Source organism: Aeribacillus sp. FSL k6-2211, assembly GCF_037966125.1.
GTDB lineage: Bacteria > Bacillota > Bacilli > Bacillales > Aeribacillaceae > Aeribacillus > Aeribacillus composti.
On record NZ_CP150190.1, the window covers coordinates 893,587 to 907,333 of the forward strand.

The 13,747-nt window shown below is 38.6% G+C and carries 12 protein-coding genes and 1 other RNA gene; 10 read left to right on the forward strand and 3 right to left on the reverse strand.

The annotated features are described in order from the left end of the window. The first annotated feature begins 9 nt into the window (after positions 1–9). The 3 genes from rnr (at position 10) to ssrA (ending at position 3,341) form a co-directional block, all read left to right on the forward strand. On the forward strand, positions 10–2,292 hold the full coding sequence (rnr, locus tag NSU19_RS04345; RefSeq protein ID WP_339199962.1) for a ribonuclease R: 2,283 nt from the start codon (positions 10–12) through the stop codon (positions 2,290–2,292). Between the two features lie 135 nt (positions 2,293–2,427). Continuing rightward, positions 2,428–2,901, forward strand: a complete 474-nt coding sequence (gene smpB, locus NSU19_RS04350; RefSeq protein ID WP_063386953.1) for an SsrA-binding protein SmpB — start codon at positions 2,428–2,430, stop codon at positions 2,899–2,901. Positions 2,902–3,010: 109 nt separating this feature from the next. Next, positions 3,011–3,341: a transfer-messenger RNA gene (gene ssrA, locus NSU19_RS04355) on the forward strand. A 414-nt stretch (positions 3,342–3,755) separates the two neighbouring features. Here ssrA and NSU19_RS04360 read toward each other — a convergent pair. Then, positions 3,756–4,028: a phosphoethanolamine transferase CptA gene (locus NSU19_RS04360; RefSeq protein ID WP_232515686.1), complete on the reverse strand. Its 273-nt coding sequence runs from the start codon at positions 4,026–4,028 to the stop codon at positions 3,756–3,758. Positions 4,029–4,123: 95 nt separating this feature from the next. After that, complete coding sequence (purU, locus tag NSU19_RS04365; protein ID WP_063386952.1) at positions 4,124–5,023, reverse strand: formyltetrahydrofolate deformylase; 900 nt, start codon at positions 5,021–5,023, stop codon at positions 4,124–4,126. Positions 5,024–5,238: 215 nt separating this feature from the next. Between purU and NSU19_RS04370 the strand changes: the two genes are divergently transcribed. From NSU19_RS04370 to NSU19_RS04380, 3 genes are all read left to right on the forward strand, one after another. Beyond that, positions 5,239–5,556: a MerR family transcriptional regulator gene (locus NSU19_RS04370; RefSeq protein WP_063386951.1), complete on the forward strand. Its 318-nt coding sequence runs from the start codon at positions 5,239–5,241 to the stop codon at positions 5,554–5,556. 144 nt (positions 5,557–5,700) lie between these two features. Then, positions 5,701–7,080, forward strand: coding sequence for a class II fumarate hydratase (gene fumC / locus NSU19_RS04375; protein ID WP_130156803.1), 1,380 nt, complete (start codon positions 5,701–5,703; stop codon positions 7,078–7,080). 603 nt (positions 7,081–7,683) lie between these two features. Further along, positions 7,684–8,445, forward strand: a complete 762-nt coding sequence (locus NSU19_RS04380; protein WP_339198971.1) for a FixH family protein — start codon at positions 7,684–7,686, stop codon at positions 8,443–8,445. Between the two features lie 508 nt (positions 8,446–8,953). On the opposite strand, the gene NSU19_RS04385 is transcribed toward NSU19_RS04380, so the two are convergent. Next, complete coding sequence (locus NSU19_RS04385) at positions 8,954–9,946, reverse strand: iron-siderophore ABC transporter substrate-binding protein (RefSeq protein ID WP_339198974.1); 993 nt, start codon at positions 9,944–9,946, stop codon at positions 8,954–8,956. A gap of 161 nt (positions 9,947–10,107) precedes the next feature. On the opposite strand from NSU19_RS04385, the gene NSU19_RS04390 reads away from it, so the two are divergent. The 4 genes from NSU19_RS04390 to NSU19_RS04405 are packed head-to-tail and all read left to right on the forward strand — an operon-like array spanning position 10,108 to position 13,743. Beyond that, the gene (locus NSU19_RS04390) at positions 10,108–11,109 is read left to right on the forward strand and encodes an iron ABC transporter permease (RefSeq protein ID WP_339198976.1); all 1,002 of its coding nucleotides are present in this window, start codon (positions 10,108–10,110) and stop codon (positions 11,107–11,109) included. Beyond that, the gene (locus tag NSU19_RS04395) at positions 11,106–12,158 is read left to right on the forward strand and encodes an iron ABC transporter permease (protein ID WP_130156797.1); all 1,053 of its coding nucleotides are present in this window, start codon (positions 11,106–11,108) and stop codon (positions 12,156–12,158) included. Before NSU19_RS04390 ends, NSU19_RS04395 begins: the two co-directional genes overlap by 4 nt. 11 nt (positions 12,159–12,169) lie before the next feature. After that, on the forward strand, positions 12,170–12,991 hold the full coding sequence (locus NSU19_RS04400) for an ABC transporter ATP-binding protein (RefSeq protein WP_063386944.1): 822 nt from the start codon (positions 12,170–12,172) through the stop codon (positions 12,989–12,991). Beyond that, positions 12,979–13,743, forward strand: coding sequence for an IucA/IucC family C-terminal-domain containing protein (locus NSU19_RS04405; protein ID WP_082829501.1), 765 nt, complete (start codon positions 12,979–12,981; stop codon positions 13,741–13,743). Before NSU19_RS04400 ends, NSU19_RS04405 begins: the two co-directional genes overlap by 13 nt. Positions 13,744–13,747: the final 4 nt, after the last annotated feature.

Sequence of the window (13,747 nt, forward strand, 5' to 3'; positions counted from 1 at the left end):
GAACCCGATATGCAATTAGCTGAAAGGCTTCTTTCTTTTATGAAGGAAGAGGCTTATAAACCTTTGACTGTGGAGGAATTAGAAGAAGCTTTTCAGCTAGAGGACGCAGACGAATTTAAAAAGCTGATTATTACTTTAAATAAGATGGAAGAAAAAGGCCTCATTGTGCGGACGAGAGCAAATCGATACGGTGTTCCAGAAAAAATGAATTTGATCCGCGGAACACTGGTCGGACATGCCCGCGGATTTGCTTTCGTTGAACCGGATGAACCAGGTTTTGATGACGTGTTCATTCCGCCCGGCGAGCTGAATCATGCGATGCATGGAGACAAAGTTCTTGTGCGGCTAAGCCCGAAAACAAGCGGGGCGAGACAGGAAGGCACGGTCATACGCATTTTGGAAAGAGGAATAACGGAAATTGTCGGAACATTTACGGAAAGCAAAAACTTCGGATTTGTCATACCTGACGACAAAAAGATTGTCAACGACATTTTTATTCCGAAAAATGCATCAAATGGGGCAGTTGAAGGTCATAAAGTAATTGTCCGACTCACGTCATATCCTGAAGGACGAATGAGTGCAGAAGGAGAAGTCGTACAAATTTTAGGCCATAAAAATGATCCTGGCGTCGATATTTTATCAATCATTCATAAGCATCAGCTGCCATTGAGCTTTCCAGATGATGTATTAAAGCAAGCAAACGAAACACCTGATGAGATTAAGAGCGAGGAAATCAAGAACAGACGAGACCTTCGCAACGAATTAATCATTACCATTGATGGTGAAGATGCAAAAGATTTGGATGATGCCGTAACAGTAACAAAGTTAAATAACGGCTGCTATAAGCTTGGCGTGCATATCGCAGATGTCAGTTATTATGTAAAAGAAGGAACTCCGATTGACAGAGAGGCATTTGCACGCGGGACAAGCGTATATTTAGTTGATCGCGTCATTCCGATGATACCGCATCGTTTATCAAACGGAATTTGTTCGCTGAATCCGAAGGTGGATCGTCTGACATTATCGTGCGAAATGATTGTGGATGAATATGGGAACGTAGTTCAGCATGATATTTTTCAAAGTATTATTCGCTCCGCTGAGCGGATGACTTATTCAAATGTCAATAAAATTTTGATTGAAAAGGATGAACAGCTTCGGGAAAAATATCAAGAAATTGTCCCCATGCTGGAGGATATGGCTGAGCTTGCGTCGATTTTACGGAAAAAAAGAATGCTGCGCGGAGCTATCGATTTTGATTTTAAGGAAGCGAAAGTTTTGGTGGATGAGAAAGGCAAACCGTATGATGTCATTATTCGGGAACGATCTGTAGCGGAACGGTTAATTGAAGAATTTATGCTGCTTGCAAATGAAACAGTAGCAGAACATTTTCACTGGTTAAATGTACCGTTTATATATCGAATTCACGAAAAACCGAATGAGGAAAAACTAAGACGTTTCTTGGAGTTTATTACAAATTTTGGTTATGTAGTGAAGGGGACAGGAAACAATATTCATCCGCGCGCTTTGCAGCAAATTTTAGATGAAGTACGGGGAAAACCTGAAGAAATGGTGATTTCAACTGTCATGCTTCGGTCTATGAAGCAAGCGAAATATCATCCGGAAAGCGTCGGGCATTTCGGATTGTCGACCGAATTTTACACCCATTTTACTTCCCCGATTCGCCGTTATCCTGATTTGATAGTTCATCGACTCATTCGCAAATATTTGCTTGAAGGGAAAATAGACGAAAAGACACAGATGAAATGGGCATCAATTTTGCCGGAAATTGCAGAACATTCTTCTAATATGGAACGGCGGGCTGTTGATGCGGAGCGTGAAACGGATGATTTGAAAAAAGCAGAATTTATGCTGGATAAGATTGGGGAAGAATTTGATGGAATCATCAGTTCTGTCACAAACTTCGGCATGTTTGTCGAGCTCCCGAATACTGTTGAAGGTCTCGTTCATGTAAGCTATATGACGGATGATTACTACCATTATGATGAACGTCATTATGCGATGATCGGTGAAAGAACGGGAAATGTTTACCGCATCGGCGATGAAATTACCGTCCGCGTTGTGAATGTTGATAAAGAGGAACGATCCATCGATTTTGAAATTGTCGGTATGAGAAAAAAACGAAAAAAATCAACACGGCCTGAAACGGTGAAGGTGATTAAGAGCAAACATCAGGAAGAAGAGGAAGAATGGTCAACGAGACCGCCGAAATCAAAAAAGAAAAAGTTTTATAAAAACGTATCGAAAAAGAAGCGGAAGAAGAAAAAGCGTTAAAGCGAGGCCAGATGTCTAAAAAAACAAACTTATTGAAACAGCAAAATTTCACTTAGAAAGAATCTTGATTGAGGCGAAAATGTTCATTTGCTATAATTATCTTTACCCCTAATTTTCACGAAAGGGTGACAGAGAATGTCAAAGGGAGAAGGGAAACTGATTGCCCAAAATAAAAAGGCGCACCACGACTATTTTATTGAAGAAACGTATGAAGCTGGGATCGTCCTCCAGGGAACAGAAATTAAATCGATTCGCGCCGGCCGCGCCAATTTAAAAGATGCGTTCGCAAGAGTGGAAAAAGGGGAAGTTTTTCTTCATAACATGCATATCAGCCCGTATGAGCAGGGAAATCGATACAACCATGAGCCGTTAAGAACGAGAAAGCTTCTTTTGCATCGAAGAGAAATCAATAAGCTGATCGGGGCCACAAAAGAACAGGGCTATTCATTAGTTCCGCTGAAGCTTTACATTAAAAATGGATTTGCGAAAGTGCTTATCGGGCTAGGAAAAGGGAAAAAGAAATACGATAAGCGGGAGGATTTAAAACGAAAAGAAGCGAAAAGAGAAATTGAACGGGCATTTCAACAAAAACAAAAAGGGATCTATTAATGATAACAATAAATGACAATTGAAAAATATATTGTTTTTGTTATAATAATATATGTCGTTGCCAGTTGAATATATTTCTCAAGCACTAGCTCGAATAAAACGGGGACGTTTTGGATTCGACAGGGATAGATCGAGCTTAAGCTGCGAGCCGGAGGGATCGTCTCCGTCATCAACGTCGCCTAAAGATAACTGGCAAACAAAACAACTACGCTTTAGCTGCTTAATGCTAAAGGCTCCTTTCTTCCATCGCCCATGTGGAGGAAAAGGGGTTCAACTTAAGTGGGCTACGCCCGATTCCGCCGTCTGAGGAAGAGGGAAGAGACGAATCAGACTAGCTGTCCGGATGCCTGCCGACAGGCTAAGGAACAGTGAAATGTTAAATATGTCGGATACGCTCGTAGATGCTTAAGTGGCGATATCTCTGGACGTGGGTTCGATTAGGAAATAGTCGCCTTGTGTGGCAACACACAAGTGAAAATCCGGCTTAATCGGTGAAACCTAAGTCGTTTCTGCGATATGGCAACACCGAGCGGTATGTGGAGCAATCCAACAGCCGTGTATCGACTCATAGGCTGCCTTCAAGGTAGTACTAGGATGCGAAATTCTGCCGTACGGCAAATCTAAATTTCGCATAACACGCCGGAGGACCTGTTTAGGTTCAAGATATAGTCAGTGCCATTGCGAAAGCATGGATCAGCACGTCCCACCGTCTCCATTATAGAAAGACGTTTCCCGTGATTTTTATAAAATTAACAATGAAATAAAAGAAATCGGCAAACATGCTGGTTTCTTTTATTTACATGCTTTGCTAAAGGAAAGGGTTTCAGTTCAAAGCTGAGGCCCTTTTTTTCTTATTATTGTGCAGCTTTCAATACTTTTTGAGCGAGAAAATAGGCTGTTGTAGCAATAAGCAATGATATAAGCAATGGTATGGAAGAAGGCTCGCCGAACACTACCTCTTGACTAAGACTGCCCGTTTTGGCAGAAAAATTTGGCGTGTAAAAAGCAGTTAAAACAGTACCCGATAGTATTTGAAATACCGTATAGAGCAATAGAAAACGAATGATAAAAACAAAATATTTTTTCAAAAATGATCCCGCATTTTTTGTATTTAAGTATACCATCATTTTCTTTTTTGCCACATCCTTGTTAATTGAATTTATCAATAGAGCTCTTATTGAAAAAAAGCGCACATGCTGTGAAAAGCAAGTGCGCTTTTTGATTAAAAGACAATCGTTTTGTTTCCGTGAACAATGATGCGGTCTTCCAAATGCAATTGTACAGCGCGGGCGAGAACGTCGCGTTCAATCGTTCTTCCGACCCTTTTTAAATCTTCAACATTGTACCGATGGCTGACCTCTTTAACCCCTTGTTCAATAATTGGTCCTTCGTCCAAATCTTCCGTCACATAATGGGAAGTGGCTCCAATAATTTTGACTCCGCGTTCATATGCGCGCTCATACGGTCTTGCACCGACAAATGCAGGCAAGAACGAATGATGAATGTTAATAATTCGATGCCGGTAATGCTTGATGAAATCTGGAGATAAAATTTGCATATAACGGGCGAGAACGACGAAATCAATATTATATTTCTTCAACAGTTCAAGCTGCTGCTTTTCCGCTTCCGGCTTATTGTCTTTATTGACCGGTATGTAATAATACGGAATTCCAAGCGATTCAACTGGTTCACGCAAATCTGGATGGTTGCTGATTACCAAAGGTATTTCGCAAAAAAAATCGCCTGATTGATAACGCCAAAGAAGATCGAGAAGGCAATGATCTTGTTTCGATACGAAAATCGCCATTCGCTTTAATTGGTTCATATATGAAAATTGCCATTTCATTTGCAATTCTTTTCCGATCGGCTCAAAGTCTTTTTCAAGCTCGCCTTTTTTGCGTTCTATATCCGGCAATTCAAATTCAACGCGCATAAAAAAAGTGCCGCCTGAAGGATCTGTTGAATATTGATCTGATTGGACGATATTGGCGCCGTGTTCATATAAAACTTTAGAAATTTTTGCAACAATTCCTGGCTGGTCGTTGCATGTAATAAGAAGACGTGCGCGATCTTTATATTGATGTAAAAAAGATTCAAGATTCGTTTGTTTCGTATGTAACATAAACCTTTCCTCCAACCCAAATGTGATCTGTACAAAGGATACTAATAGTTTGCTTTCTTGTCAATTTGAACAAGGAAAAAAATATTTATAAGTATTCAATGTAAGAAAATCTTACAATAAAAATTAAAAAATACGAAAAAAAATTGTATAATAAAGTTAATGGCTGAAAATGTTATAAATTTTAACGTAATAACGTTATAAAAGGAGGTATAACAATGTCAGAATCATATAAGGATAAAAAAGTCATTACGATCGGTATCGTTAGTGAACTAACAGGGCTATCACCAAGAAAAATACGATATTATGAAGAAAGAAAATTAATTTTTCCCGAAAGAACGAAACAAGGAACGAGAAAATATTCCTTTTCAGATATTGAAACATTAATGGAAATTGCAGATAAAATCGAAGACGGCGTTCAAACGTTTGAAATTAGAAAAGAAATGCTGAAAAAAGAAAGAGATAAAATGCTCGAAGATAAGAAAAAAATGATTCAAGGCCAGCTGAATGCACACTTCAAAATAAGAAAACAATAGTTCAGGGCGGTTAAAACCGCTTTTTTTTTATGATTTAATAAAGTTCTTCATTTTTATAAAAAATTATCAGAGTTTTTTTGCTTTTAACAAAATATTAGAGGTATATTTAAAATAGATGATTATTTAAAAAGGAGGAAGAAGAAAATGGACTATCGTATAGAAAGAGATACGCTGGGAGAAGTAAAAGTTCCCAAAGACCGCTACTGGGGTGCACAGACGGAACGGAGCAGAAACAATTTTAAAATCGGTACTGAAACGATGCCGATTGAAGTCATTCGTGCATTTGCCATTTTAAAAAGAGGTGCAGCGATCGTTAATGAAAAATTAGGAAAGCTGCCAAAAGAGAAAAAAGATGCGATCGTTCATGTTTGCGATGAAATTATAGAAGGGAAGCTTGATGAGCATTTCCCGCTCGTAGTATGGCAAACCGGAAGCGGAACGCAGTCGAACATGAATGTCAATGAAGTGATTTCGTTTAAAGGAAATGAATACTTGAAAGAAAATGGGTTTGAATCATTAAAAATTCATCCAAATGATGATGTGAATATGGGACAAAGCTCAAACGACACATTCCCTACAGCAATGCATATTGCTGGTGTCATAGCGATAAAAAACAAGCTGTTGCCGGCAATTGATTTGTTGACAGAGACGCTCGATAAGAAATCTAAGCAGTTTGAGAATCTTGTGAAAATTGGCCGCACCCACTTGCAGGATGCAACACCGCTCACGCTTGGACAGGAAATCAGCGGATGGGTACATATGCTGAGAAAAAGCAGAAAAATGATTGTCGAAGCAATGGATAACTTGAGAGATTTGGCGATCGGCGGAACAGCAGTCGGAACAGGAATTAATACGGATCCTCAGTTTGGACAGCTTGTAGCAGATGAAATAAGCAAGCAAACGAATGAATCATTCCGTTCCTCTGAAAACAAATTCCATGCGCTAACTAGCCATGATGAAATCGTTCATGCACACGGAGCGCTAAAAGCCTTGGCAGCTGATCTTATGAAAATTGCAAATGATGTTAGATGGCTGGCAAGCGGTCCAAGATGCGGAATTGGCGAGATCACGATACCAGCAAATGAGCCCGGAAGCTCCATTATGCCGGGAAAAGTGAATCCGACGCAAAGCGAAGCATTAACGATGGTAGCAGTCCAAGTCATGGGAAATGATGCAGCGATCGGTTTTGCCGCAAGCCAAGGAAATTTTGAATTAAATGTTTTCAAACCGGTTATTATTTATAACTTTTTACAATCGATCCGGCTTTTATCGGATAGTATAATTTCCTTCAACGACCGCTGTGCTGTGGGAATTGAAGCAAACAAAGAAGTGATTGATAAATATGTACAAGACTCGCTCATGCTCGTAACTGCTTTAAATCCTCATATTGGATACGAAAATGCAGCGAAAATTGCAAAGCTTGCATATGAAAAACGATTGACTTTAAAGGAGGCAGCTGTTCAACTGAACCTTCTGTCAGCCGAAGAATTTGACCGCATTGTCCAGCCGGAGAAAATGGTGTAACAGAAAACATTGAATTTTTGCTGGGAGATGAAAATATATACCGATACTCACTACTTGATACGATCCCTCTTGTCTAGATAGAAAGAAAAAAACCTATACTGTCTATGAACTGCACCCCTTAAAGTAGATGTTGAAAAATCCCTATTTGGTCAACACTGCTTTAAGAGGTGATTTTTTATGGCAAGAAAAGGACAAAAGTTCATAAACTATTCAGTTGAGTTTAAACTCTTAGCAGTTAAAAAATATCTTCGAAGACAGTGCTTCTTTCTTCAGCTTACAGACCTACTGAGTTATATGGGGAGGAATTGTCAGATGATTTCTTTAACAGTGATTCCTTCTACAACTATTCTGTAAGCCGCTGAATATGGGGAATTTTTAATACTGTCTATTTGATCTTTGATCGGGATATGATCAATTTGTGCGTCCGGTTTTCTTTTTTATATTCAATGCTGCCATGTGCAAAACCCAGTATTCTTCCACATAAAAATTTCATGAATCCTACACAAAATATTCACCTTTGCAATGTTGCAATATGTATGTATAAAATTTATTCTTTATATAATAGTTCTCAACTAATTTTTTATTGAGGAAAGGAGATTTATTGTGAAAAAAATCTTTATATTGGTTGCAGCCGTTTTCCTTCTTGCAGCTTGCGGTCAAAATGAAACGAAACAAGAGAACAGCGGAGAAAGTGCCGAAGTTCATCCGCTCGAAGTCAATTTGAAAGTGCCGGACCATGCGAATATTCATGAAAAAGTTTCGTTGACTGCTGAAGTGAGCTACGGAGGAGAAGCGGTTGAAGATGCTGATGAAGTAAAATTTGAAATATGGAAAGAAGGAGAAAAAGAAGAAAGTAAAATGATAGAAGCAAAACATGAAAAAGACGGCCAATATACGATTGAACACACATTTGATGAAAATGGAGTTTTTTTTGTTCAATCACACGTTACGGCGAAAAATCAGCATAATATGCCCAAAAAACAAATTGTGATTGGTGAACTACATAAAGGTGGAGCTTCAACGGGAGAAAACGAAGAAACCGCAAATCATACTCATGAACATTCTCAAGGATCTGTAGACATCCAATTGGAGCTGCCGACAAATGTAAAGGCGAATGCGGAAACATTGATTCAAACAAAAATTCAAGCAGAAAACGCTCCGTTGCTAAACGCAAACGTCCGTTATGAAATTTGGAAGGACGGTTCTGATAAGCATGATTGGGTAGATGCTGCAGGAGACGAGAAAGGTACTTATGAAGCGAAATATACATTTTCTTCCTCAGGAACTTATCAAATCCAAGTTCATGTCAACAATGATGAAGGACTACATGAGCATGTCACGAAGAAGGTAACGGTTCAAAAATAAAGATCGGATATTGTTTATGGTAGAAAAGAATTGAGAAAGAATCGCTGAAAAAGTGTATATGTATGGACAAAAATAAGAGCGGGGAAAGAAATCAATTAAGTCGTGGCGAACTAATTGAACGGCAGGAACCAGATATGTTCGAAGCACGTAACGTCGATACGTATGAATAGATTAATTAAAAACATGAAAAGCCGCCCTTCCCTTAAAAAGAGAATGTATGGCAAAAGAATTTTAAACGAAATAATTGATTGGCATTGAATACGAAAAAGAATTCCTTTTTATAAATGAATGAAGATTCGTCCAGTATAACTTGTTCGAACATAAGTTAAATAACAAATGCAAAGTAGTCTTATAAACCAAAATAAAGCGAAAATTTAGTTAAACGAAACAAAAGTGCATAAAAGCTGAACAACCTTACTCCAATGAATTTTGAAGTAAGGTTGCTTTGGCTTTATTCATATTGCTGATTTTCAAGTAAGAAAAAATTATCTTTTCGACCATCTCAATTTTATTGAGTTAACAATTTTTCTAAGTCGTCCAGCATATGGTTTGCAGCAAGCACACCGCCGGCTGTGTTCCAAATAGCGTCGTCAACTTTGTAAGCTTTTCCGTTTTTAACAGCATTTAAGTTTTTCCAAAGTGGATCGTTTGTCCATTCTTTTTCTGCTTGCAAAGCTTCTTTGTCTCCTTGCGGTGCATAGGTGAAATAGAAGATGATGTCACCGTCCATTTCCGGAATTTGTTCTTTTCCGACTTCAACTGCCAAATCTCCTAATTTATTTGCATCTGTAAACAATTTTTCTTGCTGAGCAGGACGTTTAAATCCAATTTGATCGAAAATCACACCAGAAAATGAATCTTTCCAATATATTCTCGTTACACCAGCCATGAATCGAACAACTGAAACTTCTTGATTCACTTGATCTCCTAATTTTTGTTTTACTTCTTCTACATGATTATTAAATTCATCTAATACTTTCTGTCCTTCTTCTTCCCGATCGATGGCTTTTGCATAAAGCTTAAAGTTTTCCTGCCAGTCGCCTCTTAATGTTACCGAAAAAACTGTTGGCGCTATTTGATTGAGCTTGTCGTAGATTGCTTCTTGGCGAAGCTTATTGCCTATAATTAAGTCAGGCTGAAGAGCTGCAATTTTTTCGACATTGACTTCACTTTCTGTGCCAACGACTTCAACATCTTTCATTTCATCTTTAATATGATCGTACCAAGGATCGCCAAGCCAAGATTGAACGGCTCCGACTGGTTTTAATCCCATTGCTAAAAGTGCTTCAGTTCCTTCATTCGTTAATACGACGACACGTTCAGGTTTTTTTGGAATTTCAGCTGTTCCCATTGCATGCTCAACTTTGTATGATTGACTTTCAGTTGAGCTTTCTTTCTTTTCTTTTGAAGCTTCTTTACTGTCCCCGTTGCCGCAAGCAGTAATAACTGCTAGTACGAGTATGGCAACGATGGAAAATAATAATTTTGATATTTTTTTCATTATGTAACCCCCTAAAATGTAGTTGAAAATGATTTTCAATTCCTTAATAATAGTAATCAGTGAGAAATAAAAAGTCAATAATTAATTGAAAATGATTTTCACATTCAAAATGATTTGGTACAATTGGTTCAGAAGTTCGACTTGTTAGGAGAGACGTGAAGTTGTCATTATCTAGTAATCGTAAAGCAATCTTACTTTTTCTTTCCTTTTTGCTTCTATTATTCTGCATGTGTGCAAGTATTGTATATGGATATACGGATACAAGCTGGAAGATGGCATGGGATGCTTTTTTTCATTTTAATGGTTCCAATGAACATATTATTATACAAAATGTTCGACTTCCTCGATCCGTCATAGCGAGTGTAGTCGGCGCTTGTCTTGCTTTATCCGGTGCATTGATGCAAGCTATTACGAAAAATCCTCTTGCATCGCCAAGCGTTTTTGGCATCAATGCCGGTGCAGGATTTTTTATTGTTCTAGCTTTTTCCTTATTTTCTGTAAACAGCTTACAAGCGTTTACTTGGATTGCTTTTGCAGGCGCAGCTTTTGCTGCCATGCTTGTGTACATGATCAGCTCATTGGGCGGTGATGGATTGACGCCTGTAAAGCTTACTTTGGCAGGAGCGGCCGTTGCGGCACTTTTTTCTTCCCTTACGCAAGGTTTGTTAGTTTTAAATGAAGCAGCGTTGGATCAAGTATTATTTTGGCTTGCAGGATCTGTGCAAGGCCGCAAAATGGAGGTAATGACAGCTGTTCTTCCATATATTTTGATTGGATTAGTTATTTGTACATTTATCGCCTCTAAATTAAACGTCTTAGTAATGGGAGAAGAAGTGGCGAAAAGTTTAGGACTAAAAGTAGGGACAGTGAAGTTTTTTGCAGCCTGTGCTGTCATATTTTTTGCGGGCGGTGCAGTTGCGGCGGCTGGTCCTATTGCATTCATCGGCGTAGTCGTGCCCCATATTGCAAAGTATGTGGCCGGAAATGATTACAGATGGATTTTGCCGTTCTGTGCAGTATTTGGTGGGATTTTGTTAGTAGCAGCAGATATTGGCGCCCGTTTCATTGTCATGCCTGAAGAAGTCCCTGTAGGGGTCATGACGGCGATAATTGGAACCCCATTTTTTGTTTATATTGCAAGGAAGGGGGTTCGTGCATCATGAAAAAATATGTTTCGCTTCGGATCGGAAATGTCATTTCATTTTTAATTGATAAAAAAGCCTTTTTCCTTTCGTTCGTTTTCTTTCTTGCGTCGTTTTTCGTAATCCTTGTCAGTGCAAGTGTAGGCGAAGTGATGATCAGCCCTGCCCAAGTTTTTCAAACAATTTTTGGAATAGGGGATGGAACGAACGAGCTTGTTATTAAACAATTTAGGCTTCCGAGAATTCTTATTTCCCTTTTGGTCGGCATGTGTTTGGCTGTTGCGGGCGGAATTTTGCAAAATTTAGTTCGAAACCCTTTAGCATCCCCTGACATTATCGGAATTACCGGCGGTGCTTCGGCAGCGGTTGTACTATTTTTAATGCTGTTTTCCGATAAGAATCATTCTTTAACTGTAAGCATTCATTGGATGCCTTTGGCAGCTTTCATAGGAGCAGCCGTTACAGGCATTTGTGTTTATTTATTGTCGTGGAAAAACGGTGTGACTGCAATCAGGCTTGTGTTGGTCGGCATTGGAATCTCCTTTTTAACTAAAGCATTAACGACTTTGTTAATGATAAAAGGGCCTATTTACCAAGCATCCCAAGCAAATATTTGGATAACCGGCTCAGTTTATGCAGCAAACTGGTCTCAAGTAAAGATTTTGTTTCCAGCAACTATCATTCTTCTCTTGATAACGGTTGTTACTGTACGAACGATCAATATTCAAAGTTTTGGCGATGAGATCGCAATCGGTATGGGAAACCGGGTACAATTAACCCGCTTTTTCCTCTTATTTCTAGGAACCGCTTTGACTGCTGTTGCTGTCGCTTTTGGAGGAGGGATAGGGTTTGTAGGTCTTATTGCTCCTCACATTGCAAGAAAGCTTGTCGGTTCAAGCTTTGGTTTGATGCTGCCGATTTCAGCCTTTGTCGGGGCACTCATTGTTATGCTTTCTGATTTATTGGGAAAAACAATCTTTTTGCCGCATGAAATTCCAGCTGGTGTGTTTACTTCAGCAATCGGGGCTCCTTATTTTATTTACTTGTTAATGAAGCACAGAAATATTTAGGAGGTGATGGCATGCATAGATTGTATACTCATGAGTTAACTTTTGCTTATGGACAGAATATGATTATTGAAGATCTTAATCTTACTATTCCAACGGGAGAAATTACTGTATTAATTGGAAGCAACGGTTGCGGAAAGTCGACCTTATTAAAATCTTTGGCAAGAATTTTAAAGCCAGCAGGCGGTTCAGTACTCTTGGAAGGAAAGGACATTGCCGAGCTACCGACAAAGGAAGTGGCAAAAAAACTGGCTATACTTCCGCAAGGGCCTGAAGCCCCAGAAGGATTAACTGTTTTGCAGCTTGTTAAACAAGGACGGTATCCTTATCAAAATTGGCTGAACCAATGGTCCAAGGAAGATGAAGAATTAGTTTTTCGAGCGCTTGAAGCAACTAGAATGAGTGAATTGGCAGAACGAACAGTGGACTCTTTATCAGGAGGGCAAAAACAGCGTGCATGGATCGCCATGACTTTGGCGCAAAATACAGATATTATTCTTTTCGACGAGCCAACAACTTATTTAGATATAACACATCAAATTGAAATACTCGATTTATTATTTGAATTGAATATGAAAGAGAAAAGAACGATCATCATGGTTCTTCACGATTTAAATTTAGCCTGCCGTTATGCTCATCATATCGTCGTATTAAAGGATAAAAACATTTATAAACAAGGAAAACCGGAAGATGTAATGAATGTACAACTGGTCAAAGATGTTTTTGAAATGGATTGCAAAATTATTCGCGATCCGATTTTTGGAACACCGCTATGTATTCCGTTCGGAAAAGGGAGAAATATTAATAAAGTAGGGATGCAGGCATGGGAAAGTTGACGTTCGATGAAATAAAGGTGCTGTCAAAATTTCGATATTCAGAAGCAAAACGTGCAACCGATTCATCAATTGACATGGAGGAACTGCTAAAACCGGAAAAACTGCAGCTGTTTTTAAAAAATATTCAGCCTAAATTTAATGCACCTCTTTATGTAGCCGGGTCAATGTTTATTAAAAGATATGCTTTTTTAGCCGCTTTAGCTCTTTATACCATGACAATGTTTGATAAAGCTTTAAAAGTGGATATAAAAAATCTTGTCCTGATCACTGATGACGAAGATCCGCTTTGGCTGCCGGGCTTTTATTTCAAATCGAACGAAGTCACAATTGCTCCCCAAGAAAGAAAAAAATGGCGGGATGAAATGTTAACCTTATTATTTAAAGAAAACATCACCCGTCTTTTACAGGTTGTCTCAACAGAGGCAAAAATTTCAAAATGGATTCTTTGGGAAAATGTTGCGATCTATATATTTTGGATGTATGAAACATTGCTCAATGAAAAGCAGCATGAAGATAAACATGAAAAAATAAAAGAAGATTTTATTTATTGCGTGAAGGAAGCAAAAGGTGAATTGTTTGGGGATTTTAATCGGAACCCTTTAAAAAAATTTTTTGGTCCTAAGACATATTCTGATCAATATGATGATTATATTCGAAAAAGAAAAACATGCTGCCTGTTTTATTTGACAGACGATGAAGGGAAAAAGTGCAGAACATGCCCGAATGTTAGTGAATGTACAATAAAAAAGTAATTGG

What these genes read in the sequence shown, in the direction of transcription:
- rnr (WP_339199962.1), top strand. Translation starts at nt 10, where the DNA reads ATGCAATTAGCTGAAAGGCTTCTTTCTTTTATGAAGGAAGAGGCTTAT.
- NSU19_RS04370 (WP_063386951.1), top strand. Translation starts at nt 5,239, where the DNA reads ATGTCAGAATCATATAAGGATAAAAAAGTCATTACGATCGGTATCGTT.
- NSU19_RS04405 (WP_082829501.1), top strand. Translation starts at nt 12,979, where the DNA reads ATGGGAAAGTTGACGTTCGATGAAATAAAGGTGCTGTCAAAATTTCGA.
- smpB (WP_063386953.1), top strand. Translation starts at nt 2,428, where the DNA reads ATGTCAAAGGGAGAAGGGAAACTGATTGCCCAAAATAAAAAGGCGCAC.
- fumC (WP_130156803.1), top strand. Translation starts at nt 5,701, where the DNA reads ATGGACTATCGTATAGAAAGAGATACGCTGGGAGAAGTAAAAGTTCCC.
- purU (WP_063386952.1), bottom strand. Translation starts at nt 5,023, where the DNA reads ATGTTACATACGAAACAAACGAATCTTGAATCTTTTTTACATCAATAT.
- NSU19_RS04360 (WP_232515686.1), bottom strand. Translation starts at nt 4,028, where the DNA reads ATGATGGTATACTTAAATACAAAAAATGCGGGATCATTTTTGAAAAAA.
- NSU19_RS04385 (WP_339198974.1), bottom strand. Translation starts at nt 9,946, where the DNA reads ATGAAAAAAATATCAAAATTATTATTTTCCATCGTTGCCATACTCGTA.
- NSU19_RS04400 (WP_063386944.1), top strand. Translation starts at nt 12,170, where the DNA reads ATGCATAGATTGTATACTCATGAGTTAACTTTTGCTTATGGACAGAAT.
- NSU19_RS04395 (WP_130156797.1), top strand. Translation starts at nt 11,106, where the DNA reads ATGAAAAAATATGTTTCGCTTCGGATCGGAAATGTCATTTCATTTTTA.